The following is a 25,739-nucleotide window of genomic DNA, read 5'->3' on the forward strand; positions in this document are numbered from 1 at the left end:
ATGGCTCACAAGAAATCTGGCGGCTCATCTCGCAACGGCCGCGACTCAGCTGGTCGTCGCCTCGGCGTAAAGAAGTTTGGCGGCGAAGCTGTGCTCGCCGGCAACATCATCGTGCGCCAGCGCGGCACCAAGTATTACCCGGGCGCAAATGTGGGCATTGGTCGCGACCATACCCTCTTCGCGCTTGAGACCGGCGCAGTGAAGTTCATCACCAAGCGCGACGACCGCACCTATGTGACGGTGGTCCAGGCGGAGATGGCCGCCGCCGAATAGGCGGACCGCCTCTCTCCCGGTTCCGCCTCTCAAACCCTGAGGCGGACCGGACAGGAAAACTCCAAACGGGGAGTCCGGCCGCCGGACTCCCCGTTTTCGTTTTCCAAGGGCCCCCAGCAGAGGGGCCGGGAGGATCAGATGACCATTCCAGACGACGGGTCGCCCGTCATCGCCACGCCCAGGTTACGGCTGCGGGCGCCCCGGGCCGCCGACGCGCCGAGGATTGCGGCCCTGGCCAACGATGCTGACGTGGCGCGGATGACCACCCGCATGCCCCACCCCTACGGCCTCGCCGACGCCGAGACCTTCCTGGAGGCCTGTGGGCTCAAGGACGGGGCGCAGGAACCGGTGTTCGCCATCGAACACGACCAGGCGGGAGTGGTGGGAATGCTCGGCTTCCATCAGGATGACGCCGGGCGCATGGAGCTCGGCTACTGGCTCGGTCGGCCCTACTGGGGTCAGGGCCTGGCCACTGAGGCGGCGAGCGCAGCCCTGGTCTGGGCCGGGCAGGACTGGAAGCGGCGCTATCTTCTGGCCGGCCACTTCGCTGACAACCCAGCCTCGGGCCAGGTGCTGTGCAAGACTGGCTTTCTCTACACCGGCGACGTGGTCCTGCGTCACTCGCTGGCCCGGGGCGCGCCCGCGCCCACTCGCATGATGGTCTGGCTCGCCTAGCTCATCCCACTCTATGATACGAACCTGCCCCGTCGGCTGACCGTCGGCGGGGGAGGCTCACCTGGAACGCCGATGAAATTTCTAGACCAGTGCAAGATCTATATCCGTTCAGGGAATGGCGGCGGCGGGGCCGTCTCGTTCCGGCGGGAGAAGTACATCGAGTACGGGGGCCCCGACGGCGGCGACGGCGGCCGGGGCGGCGACGTCTGGATCGAGGCGGTGGACGGTCTCAACACCCTGATCGACTACCGCTATCAGCAGCATTTCAAGGCCGAGACCGGCGAGCACGGCATGGGCCGCAACCGCCATGGCCACGCCGGGGCCGACGTCGTCCTCAAGGTGCCGGTGGGCACCCAGGTGCTCGACGAGGACAAGGAGACCCTGATCGCCGACATGGACGAGGCTGGTCAGCGCCTGCTGTTGCTCAAGGGCGGCAACGGCGGCTGGGGCAATGACCGGTTCAAGGGCCCCATCAACCAGGCGCCGCGGCACGCCAATCCGGGCCAGGACGGGGAAGAGCGCTGGATCTGGCTGCGGCTCAAGCTGATCGCCGATGTCGGCTTGGTCGGCCTGCCCAACGCGGGCAAGTCCACCTTCCTGGCGGCCGTCTCGGCGGCCAAGCCGAAGATCGCCGACTACCCCTTCACCACGCTCGCCCCCAATCTGGGCGTGGTCGATCTCTCCACCAATGAGCGCTTCGTCATCGCCGATATCCCAGGCCTGATCGAAGGCGCCTCCGAAGGCGCAGGCCTGGGCACCCGGTTCCTGGGCCATGTGGAGCGCACCGCCGTGCTGATCCACCTGGTGGACGCCACCCAGGACGATGTGGGCGAGGCCTATCGCACCATCCGCCAGGAGCTGTCCGCCTATGGAGAGGGCCTGGCGGAGAAGCGCGAAATCCTGGCGCTCAACAAGGTCGACGCCCTGGATGATGAGACCCGCGCAGCCAAGGCCGCCGAACTGACCGAAGCCGCCGGCCATGCGCCAGCCCTGATTTCCGGGGTTTCCGGCGAGGGCGTCACCGAGGTGCTGCGCGCCGCCTGGGGTCAGGTGCGCGAGCGCCGGGCCGAGGAAAAGGCCGCGGTGGAAGGTCCCGAACCGGGCTGGGCGCCGTGAGCGCGCTGGCCGGCGCCCGCCGCATCGTCGTCAAGGTCGGCTCGGCTCTTCTGGTGGGCGACGATGGAGCTCCCGACCGGGCGTGGCTGGACGCGCTCGCCCTCGACATCGCCCGGCTGCGGGCCCGGGGTCAGCAGGCCCTGATCGTATCTTCCGGCGCCGTGGCCCTCGGCCGGCGTCGCCTTGGGCTCACCCGCCGCGCCTTGACCCTGCCGGAGAAACAGGCCGCAGCCGCCGCGGGCCAATCGGCCCTGATGCGCGCCTGGGAGGAGGCCCTGGAGCCCCACGGCCTTTCGGCGGCCCAGATCCTCCTGACCCGGGACGACACCGAGGTGCGCCGCCGGTGGCTGAACGCCCGGGCGACAGTGGACACCCTTTTGGAGTTGGGAGTCGTGCCGGTCGTCAACGAGAACGACACGGTGGACACCGAAGAAATCCGCTACGGCGACAATGACCGACTGGCCGCCCGGGTCGCCCAGATGATCGGCGCCGACGCCCTGGTGCTGCTGTCGGACATCGACGGCCTCTATACCGCCGATCCGCGCCGCGACCCCGACGCCGTCCACATCCCCAGGCTTTCGCAGCTGACGCCGGATATCGAGGCCATGGCCGGCGGCGCGAACGCCGGGGCCGGCGTCGGCACAGGCGGCATGGCCACCAAGCTGGCGGCCGCCCGCATCGCCCAGTCGGCCGGCTGCGCCACCATCATCACCCTGGGCTCGCGACCTGCGCCGCTGGGCGCAGTGGAGGACGGGGCCAAGGCCACCATCATCGAGCCAGCCCTGACCCCGGGCGCCGCCTACAAGGCCTGGATCGCCGGCTCCCTGGCCCCGGCCGGAGCAATCCTCGTGGACGAGGGGGCCGCGAACGCCCTGCGGGCGGGCAAGAGCCTGCTGGCGGCCGGCGCCAAGGGCGTCGAGGGCCGCTTCGGCAAGGGCGACGCCGTGATCGTGCGCCTTGCGGACGGCCAGGAAATCGGCCGCGGACTGTCGCGCTATGACGCCGCCGAGGCCGAGCGCATCTGCGGGCTGCGGTCCGACGCCATTGAGGCGGTGCTGGGCTATACCTCAGGGCCGCTGATCCATGCCGACGACCTTGCCGTCCTGGCGTCCCGCGCGGATATCGCAGCCGGCTGAGGATCGCCTCATAAATTGCCCAGGCTGCCAAAGGAGCCTAGGTAAGGCTCATCCTGAGCATAACTGACGGATACGGACGATGGATGGGGCGAGGCCAGGACGGCAGGACGATGGCGGCGCGCGCCTGACGGCGCTGACCCCTGGCATGGTCATCCCCTATGGCGGCGACCGCCTCGCGGTCGTCGACCGCGACCTCGCCGCCCGGTTCCAGGCTGGTGACCGCCTGCTGGTCCTGCAAGACACCGGCGACCTGTTGCATGTGCCTGCCGGCGAGCAGGCCATCGCCCACCAGGCGGTCAGCCGCGCCCGGGACGCCTTTGCCCGCATGGGCGAGGTCAGCGACGACCAGATCAGCGCCTTTTTCGACGCCTTCGCCGCCCGTCTGGCCACCGACTCTGTCTGGCGGACCATCGCGGCGGCCAACGCTGAAGACCTTGTGGCGGCCCAAAGCCGGCGCCGCTCCACCACGCGTCTGGCGCTCAGCGATCAGATGCGCGGCGACATGATCGCTGGACTCCTCGCCTGGCGGGACGCCGCCCCCGCCCGGGGCCAGGTGATCGAGGCGGTGGACCATGAGGGCTGGCGGGTGGAGCAGGTGAGCGCCCCCCTCGGGGTCGTGGCCTTTGTCTTCGAGGGTCGCCCCAACGTCTTCGCCGACGCCACCGGCGTGCTGCGGGCGGGCAACACCGTGGTCTTCCGGATCGGCTCTGACGCCCTGCGCACCGCCCGGGCGATTGTCGAAGGCGCCCTGGACCCAGCCTTGGCCCAGGCCGGTCTGCCCTCCGGCGCCGCCGTGCTGCTGGACTCCCCGGCCCATGCGGCCGGCTGGGCCATGTTCGCCGATTCCCGCCTGGGGCTCGCCGTAGCCCGGGGATCAGGCCCCGCCGTCACCCAGCTGGGCGGCGTGGCCCGACAGGCCGGCGTGCCGGTCAGTCTGCATGGAACCGGCGGCGCCTGGATGGTCGCCGACGCCAGCGCAGACCTCGACCGGCTGTTTGGCGCGGTCTTCCACTCCCTGGACCGCAAGGTCTGCAACACGCTCAACGTCTTCTGCGTCACCCGCGACGCCGCGCCCACGCTGGTCCCTGTCTTCCTGGCGGCCCTCGACGAGGCCGCCGCCCGGCGGGGCCACGGGGTGAAGCTGCATGTGGTCGAGGGCGATGAGGCGGTTCTGCCCCAGGCCTGGCGCGCGGCCCGCGTTCAGGTGTCCCGGGCCGACGGCCTGCGCGACGAGGCCAAGGTCGAGATCCTGGCCGAGGCCGAACTCGGCCGGGAATGGGAGTGGGAAGAGACACCTGAGGTGACCCTCAAGGTGGTGAGCGACCTCGATCAGGCGATCAGCCTGTTCAACCGCTACAGTCCCCAGTTCGCCGCCAGCCTGATCAGCGCCGACGAAAACGCCCACGCCCGCTTCTACGCCACCATCAACGCGCCCTTCGTTGGCGACGGCTTCACCCGCTGGGTGGATGGCCAGTACGCCCTGAACAAGCCGGAGCTTGGCCTGTCAAACTGGGAGTTCGGACGCCTGTTCGCCCGGGGCGGCGTGCTGGCCGGGGACGGCGTGTTCACCATCCGCGCCCGGGTGCGCCAGAGCGATATCCACCTTGACCGCGGCGGGGCGCCCACCCCTGCCCGCAGCGCCTGAGGGCGAGGCCCATGTGGTTTGCTGGCCCCGCCCGCCGACTGCCTGCCGCTGGTCGGCCGGGCGCCCTGCGGCTGGGCTTCCATCTGGAGCCCGGGATGCGGGTGGGTCTGTTCGGCGGGTCCTTCAATCCCGCCCATGAGGGCCACGCCCATGTGGCCGAGACCGCTCGCCGCCGCCTGGGCCTGGACCTTGTGGTCTGGCTGGTCTCGCCGCAGAACCCGCTCAAGCCCGCCCATGAAACCGCCGCACTCAGCGCTCGCATGGCCGGCGCCCAGGCCTTCGCCCGCCAGCGGGGCATGGCCGTCTCGGACGCCGAAACGAGACTGGGCTCGCGCTATACGATCGATACGGTTCGGGCTCTGAAGGGACGTTTTCCTGGCGTCGACTTTGTGTGGATCATGGGCGCCGACAGTCTGGCGACCTTCCATCGCTGGCGGGGCTGGACCCAGATCATGGCCGAGACGCCTGTGGCGGTCGTCTCCCGACCCTGGATTTCGCTGAAGAGCCGCACCTCGCCGGCCGCCAAGCGCTTCGCCCGCTACCGCATTCCCTCGTCCCAGGCCCGCCGGCTACCGGGCCGGGCGCCCCCAGCCTGGGTCTTCCTGCGGGGTCCGTTGAATTTTCAGTCCTCCACCGTCCTGCGCGAACGGATGCGGCCAACCGACCTGTGACATCTGCACAAGGCCCCCTGACCGGAGCGCGCAATCGTGCTAAGATGGTCTTTGCGTGGACTTTAGAGGAGTTTCCCGCTGATTACTGAAGCCGCGCAGAGCGCGCAGGAGACCGCCGGCTCAGCCGTCGGATCCTCAGACGTCCAGGCCCGCATTGACGCCCTGGAGAAACTTATTCTGAGCCGCCTCGACGAGGATCAGGCTCAGGACGTCGTGGTCATCGACCTGACGGGCAAGAGCGCGGTGGCCGATGGGCTGATCGTGGCTTCGGGCCGGTCGCAGAGGCATGTGGGCGCGATCGCCGATCACCTGCTACGCGCCTTGAAGGAGCACGGCTATGGCCGCGCCCGGGTCGAGGGCATGCCCCATTGCGACTGGGTGCTGATCGACACCGGCGACATCATCGTCCACCTGTTCCGTCCCGAAGTCCGCAGCTTCTACAATATCGAGAAGATCTGGTCCCTGGACGCCTCGGGTCACGCCGTCCCCACCTCCTGACGGCGCGGACTTGCGGGTCGTGATCCTTGCGGTGGGTCGGCTGGCCCGCTCGCCAGAGAACGACCTCGTGCGCCTCTATGTCGAGCGCGCCACCGCCGCCGGTCGGGCCCTGGCCCTAGGGCCGGTGGAGGTGATCGAGGTGGAAAGCCGCAAGTCCGGCAAAGCGGCGGAGGCGGAAGTCTTGCGTCCCCACTTCAAAGATTCCCATGTCCTGGTCTGCGACGAACACGGCCAGGCCCGCACCTCCCGCGTTTTCGCACAGGAGATGGCGGGCCTGCGTGACGAAGGAACGCGGCGTTTGGTCCTGGTGATCGGCGGGGCCGACGGACTGGACCCCGCCCTGATGGCTGACGCCCAGGGGCGGCTGGCCTTCGGCCCACAGACCTGGCCCCACGCCCTGGTCAGGGCCATGTTGGCCGAACAGGTCTATCGCGCCGTGACCATTCTGGCCGGGAGCCCCTATCACCGTGACTGATGCGCCCGGCCACCCTACGCTTCAGCGCAGACTGGGCGCGGTCTTCGTCGTGTTCCTGGGCCTCGCAGGGATCGGGCTCGCCGCCCTGGCCGCGCCGGTCAGCGGTCTGCGACTGGAGACCCTGGACGCCCGGGAGCAGGCCCTGAACGCCGAGCGCGGCGAGAATGACAATCAGCTGGCCCGCCTTCTGTCCGTCCTGCAGCAGCTCCGCCGCGATCCGCCGCCAGCCCTGCTGGTGGCGCCAGGCGACGCCCGGGACGCCGTGCGCGCGGCGATCCTCGTCAAGGCCATGACACCAGAGCTGCAGCGGCGGGCCCTCGCCTATTCCGTCGAGGCGACCGACCTTGCCCGTCAGCGGCGGCTGGCCGCTGTGGCGAGCGAAAGCCTGTTTACCGCCGAGAGCGAGCGGGCAGAGGCGCGGCCTACCCCACAGGCGGTCGATCCTGGCGGCGCGGCCCTGCGGGGCTATGCCGCAGCCCCTGCAGACGGGGTGTTCGCGGGCCCCCTGCAGGCCCCGAATGTCCTGCTGATCCCCGCCGACGGCCCTGTCACGCACCACTTCGGCGAGACGCTCCACGGGACAGCCCGGCATCAAGGCCAGACCATCCTCACAGCCCGGGGCGCCCGTGTGCAAAGTCCGGGCGCCGGGCTCGTACAGTATGTCGGGCCGGTGCGGGGATGGGGCGTCATCTTGATCTTAAGGATGCCCGGCGGATACCATCTGGTTCTGGCAGGTCTGGATCGCGTGAGCGTCGAGGTCGGTCAAACAGTGACGGCGGGCGCCCCGGTCGGCTGGATGGCCGACGAGGGGACCTCGGCTTCGGAACTCTACCTGGAGGTCCGGGAAAAGGGCGCACCGGTCGACCCGGCGCGCTGGCTAAGAAAAGAGGCGGGCTAACCCGCCCGTGGGGATAGCAGACGCATCGCGGCATGAAATCGCCGCAAAGGGAGCCTCAGGCTAGGCCAATGAAGCAGTATCTGATGATCGGCGCGGCGGCCTTCGTCCTTGGGGCAGGCTCCATGGCCTATGTGAGCCAGCAGGCCCAGGCCTCGGCCCAGCAGCCGAAGGCGCAGACCTACAGAATGCTGGAGCTGTTCGGGGACGTCCTCGACACGGTTGAGCGCCAGTACGTCACTGACGTGGATCAGAGCAAACTGATCGAGTCCGCCATCGACGGCATGCTCACCTCATTGGATCCGCATTCGGGCTATCTGAACCGCGAGAGCTTCGACGAGATGCGCGACCAGACCCGCGGGGCCTATGGCGGTCTGGGGATCGAGGTCACCAGCGAAGACGGCGTGGTCAAGGTGATCTCGCCCATGGACGGCACCCCAGCCTACAAGGCCGGGATCAAGGCCGGCGACTACATTACCGCGGTCAACGGGGCCAGCGTCCTGGGCATGAGCGTCAGCGACGCGGTCAAGCAGATGCGCGGCAAGCCCGGCGAATCCGTGGTGCTGAGCATCGCCCGGGAAAAGAGCGAACCCTTTGACGTGACCATCGTCCGTGAGGTGATCGAGCCCAAGTCGGCCGTGGCCCGGATGGAGGGCGACTACGGCTTCCTGCGAGTCTCGGCCTTCAACGAACGTACGACCGATGAGGCCGAGCGGGTCTTCACTGAACTGCGCGCCGCCAATCCGAATATGAAGGGCCTGATCCTCGACCTGCGCAATAATCCAGGCGGACTGCTCGACCAGGCTGTGGGTCTCTCGGACCTGTTCCTGGAGGGCGGCGAGATCGTGTCCCAGCGGGGTCGCAACGCCCGGGATGTGGAGCGCTATAACGCCCGGCCAGGTGACATGGCCGAGGGCCTGCCGATCGTCGTGCTCATCAATACCGGCTCGGCCTCGGCCGCAGAGATTGTCGCCGGCGCCCTGCAGGACCGCAAACGGGCTGAGCTCGTCGGGCTGACCAGCTTCGGCAAGGGCTCGGTCCAGACCGTCATCCCGCTGCGCGGGGGCATGGACGGGGCGCTGAAGCTGACCACGGCGCGCTACTACACGCCGTCGGGCCGTTCGATCCAGCAGACGGGGATCGAGCCGGATCTCGAGGTTGCGGCCAGCCGCGCCGAAGCCCAGGCCATCGCCAATCGCGCCTTCCAGTTCAGCGAAGCCTCCTTGCGCAACGCCCTGACGGCCGGCGAGGGTCAGGCCCGTCGCGGCGCGCATGAGCCTGCCGAGGCCCCGCCGGAGTCCTTTGATGAGGACAAGGACTTCCAGCTGGTCCGCGCCCAGGACGTGCTGAAGTTTGGATCGGTCGCCGCGACGCCGAAACTGCCCAAGCCCCCTGCCCGCCTCGCCGAGGTTATCGGGAAGGGTGGGGACAAGGTGGCTGCTGCGCCCAAGGCGAACTGAGGCTGGGGACGGGCGTCTCATGAGGACGCCGCCTCCCAGGTCGCCTTAAGGCGTTCGTTAACCATGTTCGCGCAGAACCGGGTTCAGGCTGGTCTGTAAGATGGGGTTCGGCGAGCCATGGCCAAGTTTTCGAAGAAGAGCCTGACGCCGGCGCCGGCGTCGCCTCAGCCTGCTCGCGCAGGCCCCCTGGGTCATGTCCGCGCGGCCATCTCAAACCCCTATATCAGCGCCGGCGGGGCGGCCCTCCTGTTCCTCCTGACCCTGACCGCGCTGGTCATGATCATCGGCGATCCTAAGGCCGGCGCGCCGATCATCCGTCTGCCCCTCGCCCAGGCGGTGGTGGCCGCCGCCCCACCGGGCTGGCGCGAGGCGCTCACCGCCGATGGCTCCGGGCCGGGCGTCATCGAGGAGGTGTTCGACTTGTCGGAGACCCCCCTGCCCGAAGCCGAGGCCATGGGCGAGGCGGTGATCACCATGCCCGGCGCCCAGGCCGCCCGGCGAGCCCAGCCTCTTGCGCCCGCGCCGATCGCGGGCCTGCATAATCCCGGCCCCAACGGCCCGCTGCCGGTGATCGCCCCCAACGGTCGCACGGCCGCCCAGGCCTATGCTCGACCCTTCCAGGCCAATGGCAAGCCCAAGGTCAGCCTGATTGTCGGCGGTCTGGGCCTCAATAGTCGGGCCACCCAGGAAGCCATCGAGAGCCTTCCCGGGGAAATAACCCTGTCCTTCGTCCCCTATGCGGAGGGCTTGCAGGGCTGGATCAATCTGGCCCGCCAACACGGTCACGAGGTTCTGCTGGAAACTCCGATGGAGCCCCTCGACTATCCTGACAACGATCCTGGCCCCTACACCCTGCTGGCCAGTTCCGGCCCCGCCGAGACGAGCCGACGGCTGGAGTGGCTGCTGTCCCGGGGCACGGGCTATTTCGGACTGACCAACTATCTGGGGTCTCGCTTCCTCAGTTCCGACCCGGCGATGGCCGCCTTCACGACGGTGCTCAAGACCCGGGGGCTCGCCTTTATCGACGATGGCCAAGCGGCGGGCCGCGGCCTGGGCGTCCCACGGGCCTCGGCCGGTCGCATCATTGATGAGCAACTCTCGGGCGAAGCCATCGATCAGCAGTTGCTGGCCCTGGAAGCCCAGGCCCTGCAGAATGGCCAGGCCCTGGGGTCGGGCTTCGCCTATCCCCTGACCATCTCCCAGGTGGCCAAGTGGGCGCAGGTGGTGGAATCCCGCGGCTATCAGCTGGCGCCGGCCTCGGCGCTCACCCGCCGATGAGCGCCGAGCCCGACCTGCCGTCGCACCTGGCGCCCTACAGGCCCAATGTCGGGGTCGCCCTGTTTCGTCCTGACGGGCGGGTGTGGATCGGCCGCCGCGCCGGGACACCGGGGCCGCATAATTGGCAGTTTCCGCAAGGCGGGGTCGACGCTGGTGAGGATTTGCAGGCCGCAGCGCTGCGGGAGTTGGCCGAGGAGACCGGCGTCAGCTCCGTGACTGTGCTAGGGCGCACCGATGGCTGGCTGACCTACGACTTTCCCCCTGAGCACGCCGGCTCCCCCATCGGCCGGTCCTGGAAAGGCCAGCGTCAGGTCTGGTTCGCCCTGCGCTTTGACGGGGCGGACCAGGAAATCGACCTCGAGGGTCATCCACCCGCCGAATTTGACGCCTGGCGCTGGGGATTACTATCTGAAACCCCCCAAATCGTAGCGCCGTTCAAACAGGCGATATACAGACAGGTCGTCGAGGCCTTCGCGATCTTCGCCGTCGGCTAGAGACCGGCTTTCCGTCCTGAGGAGCAACATGGCCGCACCGGTCATCATGGTGCACGGCGCCTTCTGTGGCGACTGGACCTTCGAAGCCTTCAAGGCGCCGTTCCGCGCCGCGGGCCACACCGTCTTCTCTCCGGCTTTACGCGGCCATGGGGCGAGCGACGCCGACGCCTCAGTGGTGGGCGTGTCGATGCTCGACTACGCCGCCGATATCGCCGGGCTCTGTCAAAGTCAGGCTGAGCCCCCCTTCCTGGTGGGCCATTCCTTGGGCGGCCTGGTCTGCCTGCTGGCGGCGCGGCGGGCGCCCGTGGCGGGCGTGGTGCTGCTGGCGCCGTCGCCGCCCTGGGGGGTTGCAGGCTGGTCTCTGGAAGAAGGCGTCACCGCCTTTGGCCTGCATCTGTTAGGCCCCTTCTGGAGCCAGGCGGTGACCCCGGACCGGAACCTGATGCTGCGTTACAGCCTCGACCGCCTTTCACCGGGCGCTCGGCGGCCGATCCTTGAGCGCCTGCGGCCGGAGAGCGGCCGGGCCCTTTGGGAGACGCTGAACTGGTGGCTGGATCCGATGATGACCACCAGTCTCGGGGGCCAGACCGCCGCCCAGGCCCTGGTCATGGTGGGTGAGAGAGATGTGGTCCATCCCCCCGCCACGGCGCGGCTGACGGCCGGACGGATTGGGGCGGAGCTTCAGATCTTGCCGGAGATGAGCCACTGGCTACCCGGCGAGCCAGGCTGGCAGACCGTGGCCGAGCGCGCCCTGGCATGGATTCAGGCCCAGGCCGCCAGACCCGCCTAAGGCAAGCAGCCCGGACCGGTCACGAAGACCGGGCCGGGCGATGTTGTCCTAGAAGCTGCGTTCGCTGAACAGCAGCGTCGCCTGGTCATAGCGGCGATCAAGGGGCGTATCGTCAGGGTTTTTCAACTGGACGAACACTAGGCCCGTGGACTCCGCATCGGTGTAATGCTCCCAGGCCAGGGTGATGCGCTTGACGTTGTCCGGGCCGACGGCGAAGTCGTTGCGCTGCATCCGCAGCCGGGGATCCTGGAGAAACGACCAGATGTTCAGCGCCTCGACGATCGGCTCTTCGGCGCCGACGGCGTAGTTGATCTGGACGTTGCAGACATTGTCGTTCGCGCCCTTGGGCAGAACCGAGATCGTATAGTTGCGGTCCCCGCCAAGACCCATCTGGTAGCTGCCCGAACGGCGGTCGCGCCGCATGCCAAGATCCTTGGCCACATCCTCGACGGTTTTGCCTTCGCGCACCATCGGCAGGCAGGCTCGGGTCAGGATTGAGAGAACGGCCGCGCCGTCGCCGCTGGTCGGCAGGGAAGGCGGCGGTTCAGCCGGCTCTGGGGCCGGGGCCGGCGCTGGGGTCATAGCCGGGGCCGCAGCCGGCGCCATCGGCGTAGCCGAGGCTTCAGGCGCAGGCTCGGCGGCGTCCTGAGCGAGGGCGGGGCCTGTGAGGCCGGCGATCAGGATGAGGCTGGCGAGGACGGTGCGCATGAGTGTCTTCCCTGACTTGACGCCCCTTAAGGGGCTTGTCGCCATCACACTAAAGCCCGGCCGTCACTGCAAGACCTGACACGCCCCCTTTTACGATTCCGGGGCCGTCTGACCGTCTTGCAAGCGTCAGATGGGGGCCGGGGCCGCCTGCTCCGCCAGGATGGTCAGGCCGCTGGCGGTGACGTCGGCGAAGCCGCCCTTCACCTCGTAAGCGGTTTCCCGCCCTTCATTGCGCACGATCACCCGGCCTTCGCGCAGGGTGGCCATGAAAGGGGCGTGGCCGGCCAGGACCCCGAAGTCGCCTTCGGTTCCTGGCGCGTCCACCTGATCAACCAGGCCGGAATAAAGCTCCCGCTCCGGCGAAACGAGGGAAAAGTGCAGCTTGTCCGCCATGATCCCTAGGCTTCCGACGCGAGCTTCTCGGCCTTGGCCACCGCATCTTCGATGGTGCCGACATTGTAGAAGGCGGGCTCGGGCAGGTGGTCGTACTCGCCTTCGCAGAGCGCCTTGAACGAGCGGATGGTGTCGTCGAGGCTCACGAAGATGCCGGGCGTATTGGTGAACTGCTCGGCCACGTGGAAGGGCTGCGACAGGAAGCGCTGGATCTTGCGGGCGCGGGCCACGATCAGCTTGTCCTCTTCCGACAGCTCATCCATGCCCAGGATGGCGATGATGTCCTTCAGCGCCTTGTACTGCTGCAGGATTTCCTGGACGCGACGGGCGACCGCATAGTGCTCATCACCGATCACCAGGGGGTCCATGATCCGCGAGGTGGAGTCCAGCGGGTCAACGGCGGGGAAGATGGCCTGGGCGGCGATGTCGCGGCTCAGCACGGTGGTCGCGTCAAGGTGGGCGAACGAGGTGGCCGGAGCCGGGTCGGTCAGGTCATCGGCCGGCACGTAGATGGCCTGGACCGAGGTGATCGAGCCCTTGTTGGTCGAGGTGATGCGCTCCTGCAGGTTACCCATCTCGGTGGCCAGCGTCGGCTGGTAACCCACGGCCGAGGGGATACGACCCAGCAGGGCGGACACTTCCGAACCCGCCTGAGTGAAGCGGAAGATGTTGTCGATGAAGAGCAGCACGTCCTTGCCCTCTTCGTCGCGGAAATACTCCGCCTGCGCGAGGCCGGTCAGGGCCACCCGGGCGCGGGCGCCGGGGGGCTCGTTCATCTGGCCATAGACCAGGGCGCAGCGGGAGTCGCCGCCGCCGCCGGGCTGGTTCACGCCGGACTCGATCATCTCGTGATAGAGGTCGTTGCCCTCGCGGGTGCGCTCGCCCACGCCGGCCAGAACCGAATAACCGCCGTAAGCCTTGGCGATGTTGTTGATCAGTTCCTGCATGGTCACGGTCTTGCCCACGCCGGCGCCGCCGAACAGGCCGATCTTGCCGCCCTTGGTATAGGGGCAGAGCAGGTCGATGACCTTGATGCCGGTGACCAGGATCTCGGCCGAGGTCGCCTGCTCGGCGAAGGAGGGCGCCTCACGGTGGATGACGCTGGTCATGGTCGAGTTGATCGGGCCACCTTCATCGATCGGCGCCCCGATGACGTTCATGATGCGGCCGAGGGTGCCCGGACCCACCGGAACGGTGATGCCGGCGCCGGTGTCGGCCACGGGCTGGCCGCGGGTCAGGCCCTCGGTGGTGTCCATGGCGATGGTGCGCACGGTGTTCTCGCCCAGATGCTGGGCGACTTCCAGGACCAGGCGGAAGGGCTGGCCCGTGCGCTGATCGGTGTTGGTGGTTTCCAGTGCGTTCAGGATCGAGGGCAGGTGGCCGACGAATTCCACATCGACGACGGCGCCGATGATCTGAACGATCTTGCCCGTCGCCACGGCGGCGCCCGGCGCCGGGGTGGAGGCGGCCGCGCCGGCGGCGGCCTTCTTGGCGGGCGCCTTGCGCGCCGGGGCCTTGGCGGGCGCCGCAGCGTCCGCAGCCACGGTGGCGGCCGGCGTATTGGCGGGAGCCTTCGGGGTCGTAGCCATGGTGCTGTTCTCTTGCTCTAGATCGCTTCGGCGCCGGAGATGATCTCGATCAGCTCCTTGGTGATCTGCGCCTGACGTGTGCGGTTATATTGCAGGGTGAGGCTGGCGATCATGTCGCCGGCGTTGCGGGTCGCGTTGTCCATCGCCGTCATCTGGGAGGCGTAGAAGCCGGCCTGGTTCTCGAGCATGGCCGAGAACAGCTGGATGGTCAGATTACGCGGCAGAAGCGTCTCGAGGATCGCCTCTTCAGAGGGCTCATATTCGTAGACCGCGCCCTTGAGATCCACGGACGGGGCGTCGACGACGACCTCGGCGGGGATCAGCCGGCGGGCGGTGGGAAACTGGCTGACCACCGACTGGAAACGGCTGTAGACCAGGGTGACCACATCCACGTCGCCGGCCTCGAACAGGGCGGTGATCCGGTCGGCCACGGCCTGGGCGACATCCATGGACGGCGCGCCGCCAGCGTCGATGGTCTCGATGATCTTTTCGCTGTGCAGACGGCGGAGCTGGTCGCGGGCCTTCTTGCCGACCACGAGCAGCTTCACATCCTTGCCGGCGGCTTGGAGGGTGCTGATCCGTTCGCGCGCGGCGCGCACGATGGACGTGTTGAAGCCCCCGGCGAGACCGCGGTCGGAGCTGGCGACCACAATGAGGTGGCGGTCGTCACGGCCCGTTCCGGCCAGCAGGCGCGGCGCGGATTCACCGCTCACGCCCTGGGCGAGGTTGGCGATCACCGAAGCCATCCGTTCGGCGTAGGGGCGCGCGCTCTGGGCGGCGTCCTGCGCACGACGAAGTTTGGCCGCGGCGACCATTTGCATCGCTTTCGTGATCTTCTGCGTGGCTTTCACGCTTCCGATCCGATTGCGCATCTCCTTGAGGCTGGCCATCCCTTGAGGTCCTGGCCGGGCTTAGGCGAAAGTCTTGGTGAAGGCGTCGAGCGCGCTCTTCAAATCGGCTTCCAGGTCCTTCAGGTCCTTCTTGATACGGATGCCGTCCAGCAGCTCCTGATGCTTGCCATGCAGGAAGCTCAGCAGCTCAGCCTCGTAGCGGCTGACATCGGCGACCGCGATGCCGTCCAGGTAGCCCCGGGTGCCGGCATAGATCACGCAGACCTGCTCCTCCACCTGCTGGGGCGAATATTGGGGCTGCTTCAGCAGTTCGGTCAGGCGGGCGCCGCGGGCCAGCATGCGCTGGGTCGTGGCGTCCAGGTCCGAGCCGAACTTGGCGAAGGCGGCCATTTCCCGATACTGAGCCAGTTCGCCCTTGATGGGGCCGGACGCGGTCTTCATGGCCTTGATCTGGGCCGACGAGCCCACGCGGCTCACGCTGATGCCGACGTTCACGGCCGGGCGGATGCCCTGGAAGAACAGGTCGGTTTCCAGGAAGATCTGGCCGTCGGTGATGGAGATCACATTGGTCGGGATATAGGCCGACACGTCATTGGCCTGGGTCTCGATGATCGGCAGGGCGGTCAGCGAGCCCGAGCCATTGTCCTCGTTCAGCTTCGCCGCGCGCTCCAGCAGGCGGCTATGCAGATAGAAGACGTCGCCCGGATAGGCTTCGCGGCCCGGCGGGCGACGCAGCAGCAGGGACATCTGGCGATAGGCCACCGCCTGCTTGGAGAGGTCGTCATAGATGATGACGGCGTGCATGCCGTTGTCGCGGAACCACTCGCCCATGGCGCAGCCGGCGAAGGGGGCCAGGAACTGCAGCGGGGCCGGCTCCGACGCCGTGGCGGCCACCACGATGGTGTATTCCAGGGCGCCGCGCTCTTCGAGCGTCTTGACGATCTGGGCCACGGTGGAGCGCTTCTGGCCGATGGCGACGTAGATGCAATAGAGCTTCTGGCCTTCATCGCCCGAGGCGTTGACGGCCTTCTGATTGAGGATGGCGTCGATGGCCACGGCGGTCTTGCCGGTCTGACGGTCGCCAATGATCAGCTCGCGCTGGCCGCGGCCGACCGGGATCAGGGCGTCGATGGCCTTCAGGCCGGTCTGCACCGGCTCATGCACGGATTTGCGCGGAATAATGCCCGGCGCCTTGACGTCGGCGCGACGCCGCTCGGTGGCCACGATGGGGCCCTTGCCGTCGATGGGCTCGCCCAGGGGATTGACCACGCGGCCGAGCAGGCCCTTGCCCACCGGCACATCCACGATCTCGCCCAGGCGGCGGACTTCGTCGCCCTCGCCGATGGCGCGGTCGTCGCCGAAGATCACGACGCCGACATTGTCCCGCTCCAGGTTCAGGGCCATGCCCTTCACCCCGGCCTTGGGGAACTCGACCATTTCGCCGGCCTGGACGTTGTCGAGGCCGAAGACCCGGGCGATGCCGTCGCCGACGGAGAGAACCTGACCGACGTCGGAAACGTCAGCTTCCTCGCCGAAATTGGCGATCTGCGACTTGAGGATGGCCGAAATCTCGGCGGCGCGGATGTCCATGTTCTTACGCTCTCTTGAGGGCGAATTTCAGCGAGTCGAGCTTCGTACCCAGCGAAGCGTCGAACAGACGGGAGCCGACCCGGACCTTGATGCCGCCAAGAATGGAGGGATCAACCTGGGTCTCAATTTCAGGATCCTTGCCCAGCGCCTGGCGCAGGGCGGCGGCGACGCCCTGAGCCTGAGCCGGCGTGAGCGGCAGGGCGGTCGTCACATGCGCAGAAACCACGCCGCGACGCTCGGCCGACAGGGCCTGGAAGGCGCTGATCACCGAAGAGAGGGCCGAGGCCCGCCCGTTGGCCGAGATCAGGCCCAAAAACTTGATGGTGGTGGCGTCAAATCCCGCCTTGCGCGCCACGGCCAACAGGCCCTTGGCCTTGTCCTGAGCCGTGAAGGCTGGCGAGGCCAGCAGGACGCGCAGATCGCGGCTGTCGGCCATCATGGCCTTCAGCGACCTGAGGTCGGCCTCAACCGCCGCAATCTTGTTCTCGTCGTTCGCGAGGTCGAACAGGGCCTGGGCATATCTGCCCCCCACATTCGAAGTCCTGGAATCGTCCGCCACTATATGTCCGCCCGGTGCGTGTCTAAAAGCCGCTACGAAGGGATCTTCGTCTCAGCTAAAGGCTTGAAAGCGCTTGAAAAAGCACGGCGCCGAAGAAGGAGGTCCGCCCCCGGCCCTAAGCCGCGCGCCTGATAGCACGCGATTTTAGGCGCCGCAACCAAACCAGCGCCTAGGAAATCCGCCAATCGCCCTAAGCCTTGCCAGAATCTGCGAGCCTGCGGAACACCGCCGAGCCCGTGACGGCTAGGGCGCCGTCAGCCCGAAGCACGCGACCATGGGCGAAGACCAGGGTGCGGGTGGTCCGCTCGATGGCCGCTTCCAGGGTCACCGCCTCCCCGGCCGCCAGCGGCGCGGCATAGTCCAAGGTAAGAGAGACTGGGGCGAGGTCCTCGCCGCTGGCGGCCGCCAGGGCGACTTCGATCAGCGCAGCGCCGGCGCCGGCGCCGGCAGGGACCAGGCCGGCCGTACGGACCGGGGCTGAGGAAGAGGCGGGAAATGAAGGGATCATGGCGGCGGTCCTTTACCCGTCCCCGCAGAAAAGAAAAGGGCGCCGGTTCCCCGGCGCCCAGTTTGGCAGGCTCGACAGATGCGGCTGGGAGAGTCGCTTCTAGTTGTTCGCGGCCTGCTGGGCGGGACGGGCCGACGCGTTGCAGGCGTCAAGGCGGTCGGCGTCGAAGGCGCGGGCTCCTGACTCGAACGCCGTGACGACGCCGAAACGGCTGGCGACCTCTTTGCAGGTGGCGGGGATGAAGGTGCGGGTGTTGGCGACCGTGGCCACGCAGGCTTCGCCCTCGCACCAGAAGACTGCGCTGCCGGCGACCAGGCGTGTGCGCTCGGCCACGGGCTGCTCGAGCTTGGCGGTGACCAGGGTCTGGGCGGTCGCCTGACCAGCCAGGGCGAACGTCATCAGGGCCGCGGCGGCGGCCAGGGTGGAACGGATCATCATTGCCATAACTCCGGCGTTGGGGAGGGTGCGGCGAGAGGAAATCGCCGGCTCGTCCCGGGGCCTCGCGATATCCCCGCGCGGGGCCGTCCGAACTAAGCAACGCTAAGATAACGGTGTTAAGATCAATCGCAACCGCCATTTGCGCACCGCGGGTATGCAGGTTTGGACAGGCGATCGCGTCAGGCTGGCCCTGGAAGGGCCGCGTTCATCCCCCATCAATCCTGTCGCGCCTCTTGTGGGCTTCAGATAAAGAGAGCCGCCCGCAGGCGCCTCCACCTCGAACGAACCCAACGGCTGGAATCCAGATGGCCAATTCGCAACAGCCGCGATCGCAGCGGCCCTCCGGCGGCGGCCGGGCCCGACGCACGCCGGCCCAGGCCTTTATGTACTGGGCCGCGGTGCTGTCGGTATGGGGTCTGATTTTCGTGGCCGCCTTCTTCGCGGTCTTCGCCGTCGACCTGCCTGACACCTCCAAGCTGTTCGAGGTCGAGCGCCAGCCCTCCATCTCCTATCTCGACCGGTCCGGCGCCCTGGTGGCGGTGCGTGGCTCGCAGTACGCCCCGCCGGTGGATCTCGACAGCCTGCCCGACTATGTGCCGAAGGCCTTCATCGCCATCGAGGACCGCTGGTTCTACTGGCATCCCGGCTTCAACCCGTGGGGCATTGTCCGCTCGCAGATCTACAACATGACCAGTGATGGGGGCCCCCTGCGCGGGGGCTCGACCATCACCCAGCAGCTGGCGCGAAACCTCTTCCTGACGCCGGCCCAGACCTATCGCCGCAAGGCCCAGGAGTTGATCCTGGCCGTCTGGCTGGAGCTCAGATTCTCCAAGAAGGAGATCCTCGAGCTCTATCTGAACCGGGTCTATTTCGGCGGCGGCGCCTATGGGATCGAGGCGGCCTCCCAACGCTATTTCAATAAGCCCGCCCCGCAGCTGACCATCGGGGAATCGGCCCTGCTGGCCGGGATGATGAAGGGGCCCTCGCGCTACAGCCCCGTCTCGGCCACCGACCGAGCCGCCCGGCGGGCCACCATCGTCCTGGATGAGATGGTCCGGCTTGGCGCGATCACGCCTGAGCAGCGGACCGAGGCCTTCAACAATCCTGTGCGGGTCAACCCGACCCTGGCCAATCAGCGGGCCCAGTATTTTGTCGACTGGATCGATGACGAGGTCCGCGGACTGGTGGGGGAGCCCACGGACGATCTGGTGGTGGAGACCACCCTGGATCTGCCGATCCAGACCGCCGCCGAGCAGGCGGTCCGCCGCGGCGTGGCCGCAGGCGCTGACCAGGGGATCGGCCAGGGCGCCCTGGTGGCCCTGGACGGCGAGGGCCGCGTGCGGGCCTATGTCGGCGGCGCCGATTACGCGGAGAGCCAGTTCGACCGCGCCGCCATGGCGCAGCGCCAAGCCGGCTCTTCGTTCAAGCCCTTTGTCTATCTTACGGCCATGGAACAGGGGCGGACCCCCAATGTCCGCATGGTCGACGAGCCGCTACGGATCGGCGACTGGGAGCCCCGCAACTACGATGGTCAGTTCCGCGGGGAGATGAGCCTTCAACAGGCTTTGGCCCAGTCGACCAACACTGTTGCGGCGCGTCTGGCCAATGAGGTGGGTACGGGCAATGTCGCCGCCACGGCGCGGCGCCTGGGGATCACCGGCAAGATCCAGCTTGATCCGTCCATGGCGCTTGGCGCCGTGGAGGTCACGCCTCTGCAGATGGCCCAGGCCTACGCCCCCTTCGCCAATGGCGGTTTCAAGGCCCAGGGCTATGGGATCGAGCGCATCCGGACCGCCGACGGCCGGGTTCTCTATGATCACAGCGTCGACAAGCCCCAGCGGCAGGCGGTGATCGGCTCGCCGGCCCTGCAGTACATGAACCAGATGATGCGCGGTGTGGTGACCAACGGCACGGGCACCGGCGCTCGGGTTCCGAACTATGATCTGGCTGGCAAGACCGGCACCACCAACGATTATCGGGACGCCTGGTTCGTCGGCTACACCGGCGGCTTCGTTGCGGCTGTCTGGGTGGGCAAGGACGACAACACCACCATGCGCCGGGTTTCGGGGGGTGGCGCGCCGGCCCGGATCTGGAAGGACTTCATGACCTCCGCCCTGCCGCGGCTGAACGCTCAGCCGATTCCAGGGGGAACGATCGAGCCTCCATCGACCACGCCGGCGGCCGACCCTATCGGCGATCTTCTGGACGGGGTGGGGAGCATGATCGGCGGAGGAGCCGATCCGACGACGCCTTCGCCGGCACCGGCCGACCCGGAGTCTATCCCCTACTGAGCTGAGCTTCCGATGGCGTGCAGCCGGGCCCCATGCGCACGCAGCCAGGCGCGATGCGGGGCCGGGTCCCCCACCAGGGACTCGACCAGGGCCCAGAAGCGCGGTCCGTGGTTGAGCTCCCGAAGGTGGGCGCACTCGTGGGCCGCCACATAGTCGGCCACCGCCAGCGGGGCCAGGGCGAGGCGCCATGAGTAGCGGATCACCGCCGGCTTGCCCGCCACGGGCGGCTTGCATGAGCCCCAGCGCGAACGGGCATCCGTCAACAGCACCTCGGGCATAGGCGCCGCCAGGGCTTGCGCATGGGTTCTGGTCAGCGCCCCCAGACCTTCGAGGGCCTGCTTGCGCAGCAGCCGCTGCGTGGCGCGGGCGAAGCCTTCGCCCTCCCCCTGCGCGGTGATCTGGGCCGATGATCCATCTTCGTCCGCCAGCCACCGGGCGCGACCTGGCGCCTGAACCAGTCGCACCGGTCGCCCCATGACGGAAAGCTCCGCGCCCGGCGCCAGGGGTTGAGCCTGAGGCAGTTCAGCCAGCCGCGCGCTGATCCAGTCGATGCGGTCGCGGGCGAAAGCCGCAGCCTCGGCCAGACGACGGGGCGACGGCGCGGTGGCCACCACCTCGCGCCGACTGCGGTCCAGGCGCAGGGATATGCGTCTGGCCCGCGCGTGGACTTTCAGGCGGATGACGGCGCCGGCGATCTCGATCCGGTCGCCATCAGCGAAGGTGCGGCCAAAGGGACTCATGTCCCCTCAGATTTAGGAGACGTCGGCGGCCTTGTGAAAGCGTCTTTCGTGCAAGGCGATGAACTCCCGCACCCGAGGATAGATCTCCTCGCGGAAGCGCCGGCCGTTGAACACCCCGTAATGCCCCACATGGGGCTGGATGTAATCGGCCTTCAGCTCGCCGGGCAGGTTGGCGCAGAGATCATGGGCGGCCTGGGTCTGGCCGATGCCGGAGATGTCGTCATTCTCCCCCTCGACCGTGAGCAGACCCACATCCGTGATCTGCCCGGGATCCACCAGACGGCCCCGATGGACCAGCTCGCCCTTGGGCAGCAGGTAACGCTGGAACACATAGTCGACGGTCTGGAGATAGAATTCCTCGGTCAGATCCAGAACCGACAGGTACTCGTCGTAGAACTCCAGATGCTTGTCGGCGGAATCCCCATCGTCGGCCATCAGGTGGTCCAGGTACTTCAGATGGGCCTCCTTGTGACGATCGAGGTTCATCGACATGAAGGAATAGAGCTGGACGAAGCCGGGATAGACCCTGCGGCCCATGCCCGGATAGGGCGGGGGGGCGGTGTAGATCATGTTCGAAGCGAACCAGGCGAAGGGACGCTCCTCCGCCAACTGGTTAGTGACGGTCGGCGAATGCCGCGCATCGATCGGCGAGCCCATATAGGTCATGGAGGCGGGCCGGGACTCGTCGCCCTCCTGCGCCATCAGGCTGACGGCGGCCAGCACCGGCGGTCCTGGCTGGCAGACGGCCACCACGTGGGCCCGGGGACCGACCACCTGCAGCATCTGGCGCACATGGTCGATGAAGTCGTGGAAGTCGAACCGCCCCTCGAGCACAGGGACCGAGCGGGCGTTCTCCCATTCGGTGATGTAGACCTCATGGTCGGGCAGGAAGGCCTGCACGGTGCCGCGCAGCAGCGTTGCATAGTGGCCCGAGAGGGGCGCCACGATCAGGACGCTGGGCTGCGGCCCCCGTCGGCCGGCGCGGCGCAGGGCGTCGGCGTCGCGGCTGAAATGGGTCAGCTTGACCCAGGGCGAACTCCAGACGGTCTTGCGGGTCACCGGCACGTCGTGTCCGCCGATGGTCACCGAATCGATCCCCCAGTCCGGCCGGCGATAGCGGCGGGTGATGTTGGAGAACAGGTCAGCGGTGGCGAAGAGCCTGCGCCCCAGGTCGCTGTGGCGGGCCGGGTTCAGCGGCGAACTCCAGAAGTCCCGGGTCAGCTGCGCCGTCAGGCGAAGGGGCGCGGCGCCGTAGTAGCTGGTCTCGTGCAGGGTGTAGAGCATCTGCGAAGGATCCTTGTGCACCGCAACATATCATGCGGAGCCTTAACGGAGTCCAGCCTTGGCCGTTCCACGACCTTCCCCACCCCGCGGCGAGGGGTCACACCCTTTGGGCGGATTCACCCCTCCTGCATGGCCGCGCGGATCAATCTCGCCATCTCGTCAGGGGCGATGCCATAGGCCAGCACCCGATTGAACCGCCCCTTGGGGTCCATCAGATAGGCCGCCGTGGAATGGTCGATGGTGTAGTCGGGGCCTTCTCCCGACTTGCGATAGTAGACGTAGTAGGACTTGGCCACCTGCTCCACCTGCTCGGGCGTGCCGGTCAGCCCGACCACGCCTTTGGGAAAGGCCTCCAGGCTGAGATAGGTCTTCAGCTGTTCGGGGGTGTCCCGTTCCGGATCCACTGAGATGAAGACGGTCTGCAGATCCGCCCCTCGAGGGCCCAGCTGTTCCTGAGCCGCGGCCAATGACTGCAGGGTGGCGGGGCAGATGTCCGGGCAATAGGTGAAGCCGAAGAAGACCACGCTCCAGCGCCCGTCCAGGATCGACTCGTCGACCGCCTGCCCGTCCTGATTGACCAGTTGGAACGGTCCCCCGACATCGGTCTGGGCCTGGGAGCCGGCCGTCGGGCCGTCGGCGCGCCAGAACAGGGCTGCGCCCGCCGCGAGGCCGAAAAGGGCCACCAGGGCTATGATGATCAGCGAACGTTTCGACATAGCGACCTCGGACAAGGGGAAGCGATCTTCGTTTGGGGCTCGCCAGGACCGCCGATCTCAGTGATCCTGTCCTGGCCATGGCCCTGAAGAACGACGGATCGGCGGGCCTTAAGGACCCCTTGGGTCTCGATAGGCAAAGCACCGCCCTACTGCAAGGCGAGCTCGCCTGGGACGAAGCGGTCCTCGGCCAGGGACGATTGCGGATTCGCTCGGTGGTCACCCTTCGCTGGGTGCTGCTGGCCTGCGAAGCGACCGCCCTGATCCTGGGGGCGGCGGTGTTTGCGCTTCCAGCCCCTTACGCCATCTGTTTCGGGGTGGTCGGCCTCGCGGCCTGGATCAATCTGCTGGTGGGGATCGCCACCCCGGGCCAGCGGCTGCTCCACCCGGCCGAAGCCGCCCTGCAACTGGGTTTCGATATTCTCAGGCTGGCCGGGCTCGCCGTCCTGACCGGCGGGATCATCAATCCCTTCGTGGTCCTCATCCTGCCGCCCCTGGTGCTGGCCGCCGCCACCCTGCCCCTGCGCCCGACGGCGATCCTCGCGGGCCTCGCCGCCCTGGCCCTGATCGTCGCCAGCACGGTCGCCTATCCCCTGCCCGGCGCCGAAGGGGTTCTCGCCGCGCCGCCCCTGGGATATCGCCTGGCCGCCCTGAGCGCCCTGCTCCTCGCCCTGGGGATCAGCGCCGCCTTTGTCCGCGAAGCCGCCCAGGAGACGGCCCGGCGGGCCCTGGCCCTGGATGTCACCCAGGCGGTGCTGGCCCGCGAACGCCGACTCTCAGCCCTGGGCGGCCTGGCGGCCTCAGCGGCCCATGAGCTCGGCACGCCCCTGGCCACCATCGCCATCGTGGCCAAGGAAATGGCCCGGGAGGCGCCCACGCCGCAGGTGCGCGAGGACGCTGAACTCCTGATGGTCCAGGCACAGCGATGCCGCGAAATCCTCGCCCGTCTCACCGAGACGCCCAGCGCCTCGGATGAGGTGCATGAGCAGATGAGTCTGCTGCAACTTCTGCAGGAGGTGATTGAGCCCCACAGGGATGTGAAGGGCGTGAGGCTTGAGGCCATCGTCACCGGCGCGCCAGACGCCCGCAAGCCGGGGATAAAGCGCATGCCCGAGGTGATCCACGCCATCTCGTCTTTCGTGGAGAACGCCGTGGATTTCGCGGCCTCTGAGGTGCTGGTCACCGCCCGCTTCGACGCTGACACCATCTCCCTGGAGGTTCGCGATGACGGGCCCGGCATCGCCCCAGAGATCCTGGCCCGGCTGGGCGAGCCCTATGTCACCAGCCGTCCAGGCGCCGAGGGTTCCCGCACGGGGCACATCGGCATGGGACTGGGGTTCTTCATTTCCAAAACGCTGCTGGAGCGGACCGGCGCGCGGGTGATCTTCCAGAATGGCCGCCCCCGCGGGGCGGTGGTCTCTGTCCGCTGGCCCCGCAGCCGCATCGAATCGGGGCACCGCTAGGTCGGGTTCCGCAAGGTCAGATCCCGGCTTTGCGGTCGGAACGCGCATAGCTTCCGGAATCTGGGGGCAGTGTCCGCGGCCCCTTGCGGACCCTGCCCGGCGCAAGCCAGTATGAATACACGCACGGAGGGAGGCCCGCACGCGCGGGTGGCGTTGATGAGCGACCTGAGCACCCAGATCGAGGGCTTGGCCGACAAGAGCCTGCTGTTGCTGGACGACGACGTCGCCCTGCGAACGCGGCTGGGACGAGCCCTGGAGGGGCGGGGCTTCGAGCCGGTCCTGGCGGCCAGCGTCACCGAGGCCCTGGCGGCGGTGAAGGTCTATCCGCCCGCCTTTGCTGTGCTGGACATGCGCTTGGAGGACGGCACCGGCCTGAAGGTGGTGGAGGCTGTCCGTGAGGCGCGCCCGGACGCCAAGATCATCATGCTGACTGGCTACGGCAATATCGCCACCGCCGTGGCCGCGGTGAAGGCCGGCGCTGTGGACTATCTGTCCAAGCCCGCCGACGCCGACGATGTGGCCCGCGCCCTGCTGGCCCTGCCCGGCGACGTCGCCGCCCCGCCGGACAACCCGATGAGCGCTGATCGGGTGAGGTGGGAACATATCCAGCGGGTCTATGAGCTCTGCGGGCACAATGTCTCGGAGACCGCCCGGCGGCTGAACATGCACCGGCGCACCCTGCAACGCATCCTGGCCAAGCGCGCCCCGCGCTGAGCGTTACAGACTGAGGGCTGATCCCGCCCTAAGCGCCGCGAGCCGGCCGAAGGCGACCGTCAGCGCCTTGCGCCGGGCGCCCGCCAGGCTCGCCACCGGCGCCTCGCGCAACACCGCCCCGCCAAAGGCGTCGGCCACGATCAGCCCGGGGGCTTCGGGCAGAATCTCCTGAGGAAACTCAGGCGCGACGGCGAAGGCGAAGGCGTCGCAATAGGGTTCGTATTCCCGCCACTTCAGGTCCGCGCGGAAGTCCTCCAGGCTCGACTTCACCTCGACGATGAAGAGGTCGCCCCGGCGCCCCAGCGCCATCAGGTCGGCCCGGCGTCCATTGGGCAGGCAGACCTCGGTCAGCGGCGCATAGCCCAGCGCCGCCAGCAGGCGCGCCGCGCCCCGGGTCACCGCCTGGGTGATCTGCGGCCGCGTGGCCGGGGCGCAGGTAGTGAGGACGAGATCCATCGCGCCACCATGTTCCGCGTTCGTTCCCGGCGCAAG

Annotated in this window: 28 protein-coding genes; 16 read left to right on the plus strand and 12 right to left on the minus strand. The window is 68.1% G+C overall.

The annotated features are described in order from the left end of the window. The 13 genes from rpmA to Q8K84_RS04915 all read left to right on the plus strand — a co-directional run bounded on the left by rpmA (nt 1) and on the right by Q8K84_RS04915 (nt 11,406). The gene (gene rpmA, locus Q8K84_RS04855; protein WP_293317373.1) at nt 1-273 is read left to right on the plus strand and encodes a 50S ribosomal protein L27; all 273 of its coding nucleotides are present in this window, start codon (nt 1-3) and stop codon (nt 271-273) included. Between the two features lie 138 nt (nt 274-411). Continuing rightward, nucleotides 412-948: a GNAT family N-acetyltransferase gene (locus Q8K84_RS04860; RefSeq protein ID WP_305281401.1), complete on the plus strand. Its 537-nt coding sequence runs from the start codon at nt 412-414 to the stop codon at nt 946-948. A gap of 72 nt (nt 949-1,020) precedes the next feature. Next, nucleotides 1,021-2,064 carry a GTPase ObgE gene (obgE, locus tag Q8K84_RS04865; protein ID WP_305281403.1) on the plus strand — a complete coding sequence of 348 codons (1,044 nt, stop codon included), beginning with the start codon at nt 1,021-1,023 and terminating at the stop codon, nt 2,062-2,064. Continuing rightward, nucleotides 2,052-3,200 carry a glutamate 5-kinase gene (gene proB / locus Q8K84_RS04870; RefSeq protein ID WP_305281557.1) on the plus strand — a complete coding sequence of 383 codons (1,149 nt, stop codon included), beginning with the start codon at nt 2,052-2,054 and terminating at the stop codon, nt 3,198-3,200. Before obgE ends, proB begins: the two co-directional genes overlap by 13 nt. Nucleotides 3,201-3,279: 79 nt before the next feature. Continuing rightward, on the plus strand, nt 3,280-4,845 hold the full coding sequence (locus Q8K84_RS04875) for an aldehyde dehydrogenase family protein (RefSeq protein ID WP_305281405.1): 1,566 nt from the start codon (nt 3,280-3,282) through the stop codon (nt 4,843-4,845). Nucleotides 4,846-4,856: 11 nt separating this feature from the next. Then, entirely contained in the window at nt 4,857-5,516 is a 660-nt protein-coding gene (locus tag Q8K84_RS04880; RefSeq protein WP_305281407.1) for a nicotinate-nucleotide adenylyltransferase, read from the plus strand. 78 nt (nt 5,517-5,594) lie between these two features. Further along, on the plus strand, nt 5,595-6,014 hold the full coding sequence (gene rsfS / locus Q8K84_RS04885) for a ribosome silencing factor (RefSeq protein ID WP_305281559.1): 420 nt from the start codon (nt 5,595-5,597) through the stop codon (nt 6,012-6,014). Nucleotides 6,015-6,024: 10 nt separating this feature from the next. Next, entirely contained in the window at nt 6,025-6,489 is a 465-nt protein-coding gene (gene rlmH, locus Q8K84_RS04890; RefSeq protein WP_305281409.1) for a 23S rRNA (pseudouridine(1915)-N(3))-methyltransferase RlmH, read from the plus strand. Then, entirely contained in the window at nt 6,482-7,387 is a 906-nt protein-coding gene (locus Q8K84_RS04895) for a murein hydrolase activator EnvC (protein WP_305281410.1), read from the plus strand. Before rlmH ends, Q8K84_RS04895 begins: the two co-directional genes overlap by 8 nt. A 68-nt stretch (nt 7,388-7,455) precedes the next feature. Beyond that, on the plus strand, nt 7,456-8,844 hold the full coding sequence (locus Q8K84_RS04900) for a S41 family peptidase (protein ID WP_305281411.1): 1,389 nt from the start codon (nt 7,456-7,458) through the stop codon (nt 8,842-8,844). 117 nt (nt 8,845-8,961) lie between these two features. Then, a complete protein-coding gene (locus Q8K84_RS04905; protein WP_305281412.1) occupies nt 8,962-10,122 on the plus strand; it encodes a divergent polysaccharide deacetylase family protein in 1,161 nt (386 codons plus the stop codon). Beyond that, nucleotides 10,119-10,616, plus strand: coding sequence for an RNA pyrophosphohydrolase (locus tag Q8K84_RS04910; protein WP_305281413.1), 498 nt, complete (start codon nt 10,119-10,121; stop codon nt 10,614-10,616). The genes Q8K84_RS04905 and Q8K84_RS04910 overlap by 4 nt, the downstream gene beginning before the upstream one ends. A gap of 28 nt (nt 10,617-10,644) precedes the next feature. Then, entirely contained in the window at nt 10,645-11,406 is a 762-nt protein-coding gene (locus Q8K84_RS04915; protein WP_305281414.1) for an alpha/beta fold hydrolase, read from the plus strand. A gap of 48 nt (nt 11,407-11,454) precedes the next feature. On the opposite strand, the gene Q8K84_RS04920 is transcribed toward Q8K84_RS04915, so the two are convergent. The 8 genes from Q8K84_RS04920 to Q8K84_RS04955 form a co-directional block, all read right to left on the minus strand. Further along, on the minus strand, nt 11,455-12,114 hold the full coding sequence (locus Q8K84_RS04920; protein ID WP_305281415.1) for a hypothetical protein: 660 nt from the start codon (nt 12,112-12,114) through the stop codon (nt 11,455-11,457). Between the two features lie 126 nt (nt 12,115-12,240). Beyond that, nucleotides 12,241-12,507 carry an ATP synthase F1 subunit epsilon gene (locus Q8K84_RS04925; protein ID WP_305281416.1) on the minus strand — a complete coding sequence of 89 codons (267 nt, stop codon included), beginning with the start codon at nt 12,505-12,507 and terminating at the stop codon, nt 12,241-12,243. Between the two features lie 5 nt (nt 12,508-12,512). Then, nucleotides 12,513-14,096, minus strand: coding sequence for a F0F1 ATP synthase subunit beta (atpD, locus tag Q8K84_RS04930; RefSeq protein WP_305281417.1), 1,584 nt, complete (start codon nt 14,094-14,096; stop codon nt 12,513-12,515). 17 nt (nt 14,097-14,113) lie between these two features. Continuing rightward, entirely contained in the window at nt 14,114-14,986 is an 873-nt protein-coding gene (locus Q8K84_RS04935) for a F0F1 ATP synthase subunit gamma (protein WP_305281418.1), read from the minus strand. 21 nt (nt 14,987-15,007) lie between these two features. After that, nucleotides 15,008-16,537, minus strand: coding sequence for a F0F1 ATP synthase subunit alpha (gene atpA, locus Q8K84_RS04940; RefSeq protein ID WP_305281419.1), 1,530 nt, complete (start codon nt 16,535-16,537; stop codon nt 15,008-15,010). 4 nt (nt 16,538-16,541) lie between these two features. Then, on the minus strand, nt 16,542-17,096 hold the full coding sequence (locus tag Q8K84_RS04945) for a F0F1 ATP synthase subunit delta (RefSeq protein WP_305281420.1): 555 nt from the start codon (nt 17,094-17,096) through the stop codon (nt 16,542-16,544). A gap of 190 nt (nt 17,097-17,286) precedes the next feature. Beyond that, on the minus strand, nt 17,287-17,604 hold the full coding sequence (locus Q8K84_RS04950) for a PaaI family thioesterase (RefSeq protein WP_305281421.1): 318 nt from the start codon (nt 17,602-17,604) through the stop codon (nt 17,287-17,289). Between the two features lie 99 nt (nt 17,605-17,703). After that, nucleotides 17,704-18,039: a hypothetical protein gene (locus Q8K84_RS04955; RefSeq protein ID WP_305281422.1), complete on the minus strand. Its 336-nt coding sequence runs from the start codon at nt 18,037-18,039 to the stop codon at nt 17,704-17,706. A gap of 308 nt (nt 18,040-18,347) precedes the next feature. Here Q8K84_RS04955 and Q8K84_RS04960 point away from each other — a divergent pair, with 308 nt between their 5' ends. Continuing rightward, nucleotides 18,348-20,333, plus strand: a complete 1,986-nt coding sequence (locus tag Q8K84_RS04960; protein ID WP_305281423.1) for a transglycosylase domain-containing protein — start codon at nt 18,348-18,350, stop codon at nt 20,331-20,333. Here Q8K84_RS04960 and Q8K84_RS04965 read toward each other — a convergent pair. The 3 genes from Q8K84_RS04965 to Q8K84_RS04975 form a co-directional block, all read right to left on the minus strand. Next, complete coding sequence (locus Q8K84_RS04965) at nt 20,327-21,073, minus strand: M48 family metallopeptidase (RefSeq protein ID WP_305281424.1); 747 nt, start codon at nt 21,071-21,073, stop codon at nt 20,327-20,329. The genes Q8K84_RS04960 and Q8K84_RS04965 overlap by 7 nt on opposite strands. A 12-nt stretch (nt 21,074-21,085) precedes the next feature. After that, the gene (locus tag Q8K84_RS04970) at nt 21,086-22,357 is read right to left on the minus strand and encodes a polyhydroxyalkanoate depolymerase (RefSeq protein ID WP_305281561.1); all 1,272 of its coding nucleotides are present in this window, start codon (nt 22,355-22,357) and stop codon (nt 21,086-21,088) included. Nucleotides 22,358-22,473: 116 nt separating this feature from the next. After that, nucleotides 22,474-23,073 (minus strand): SCO family protein, encoded by a 600-nt coding sequence (locus Q8K84_RS04975; RefSeq protein WP_305281425.1) that lies wholly within the window; start codon nt 23,071-23,073, stop codon nt 22,474-22,476. Between the two features lie 32 nt (nt 23,074-23,105). Between Q8K84_RS04975 and Q8K84_RS04980 the strand changes: the two genes are divergently transcribed. Further along, on the plus strand, nt 23,106-24,533 hold the full coding sequence (locus Q8K84_RS04980) for an ActS/PrrB/RegB family redox-sensitive histidine kinase (RefSeq protein WP_305281426.1): 1,428 nt from the start codon (nt 23,106-23,108) through the stop codon (nt 24,531-24,533). Between the two features lie 156 nt (nt 24,534-24,689). Beyond that, entirely contained in the window at nt 24,690-25,247 is a 558-nt protein-coding gene (locus tag Q8K84_RS04985) for an ActR/PrrA/RegA family redox response regulator transcription factor (RefSeq protein ID WP_305281427.1), read from the plus strand. 3 nt (nt 25,248-25,250) lie between these two features. Here the strand turns inward: Q8K84_RS04985 and mmcB are convergent, their stop codons facing one another. After that, nucleotides 25,251-25,703 (minus strand): DNA repair putative endonuclease MmcB, encoded by a 453-nt coding sequence (gene mmcB / locus Q8K84_RS04990; protein WP_305281428.1) that lies wholly within the window; start codon nt 25,701-25,703, stop codon nt 25,251-25,253. Nucleotides 25,704-25,739: the final 36 nt, after the last annotated feature.

It is taken from the genome of Phenylobacterium sp. (genome assembly GCF_030679875.1).
In the GTDB taxonomy this organism is placed as follows: Bacteria; Pseudomonadota; Alphaproteobacteria; order Caulobacterales; family Caulobacteraceae; genus Phenylobacterium.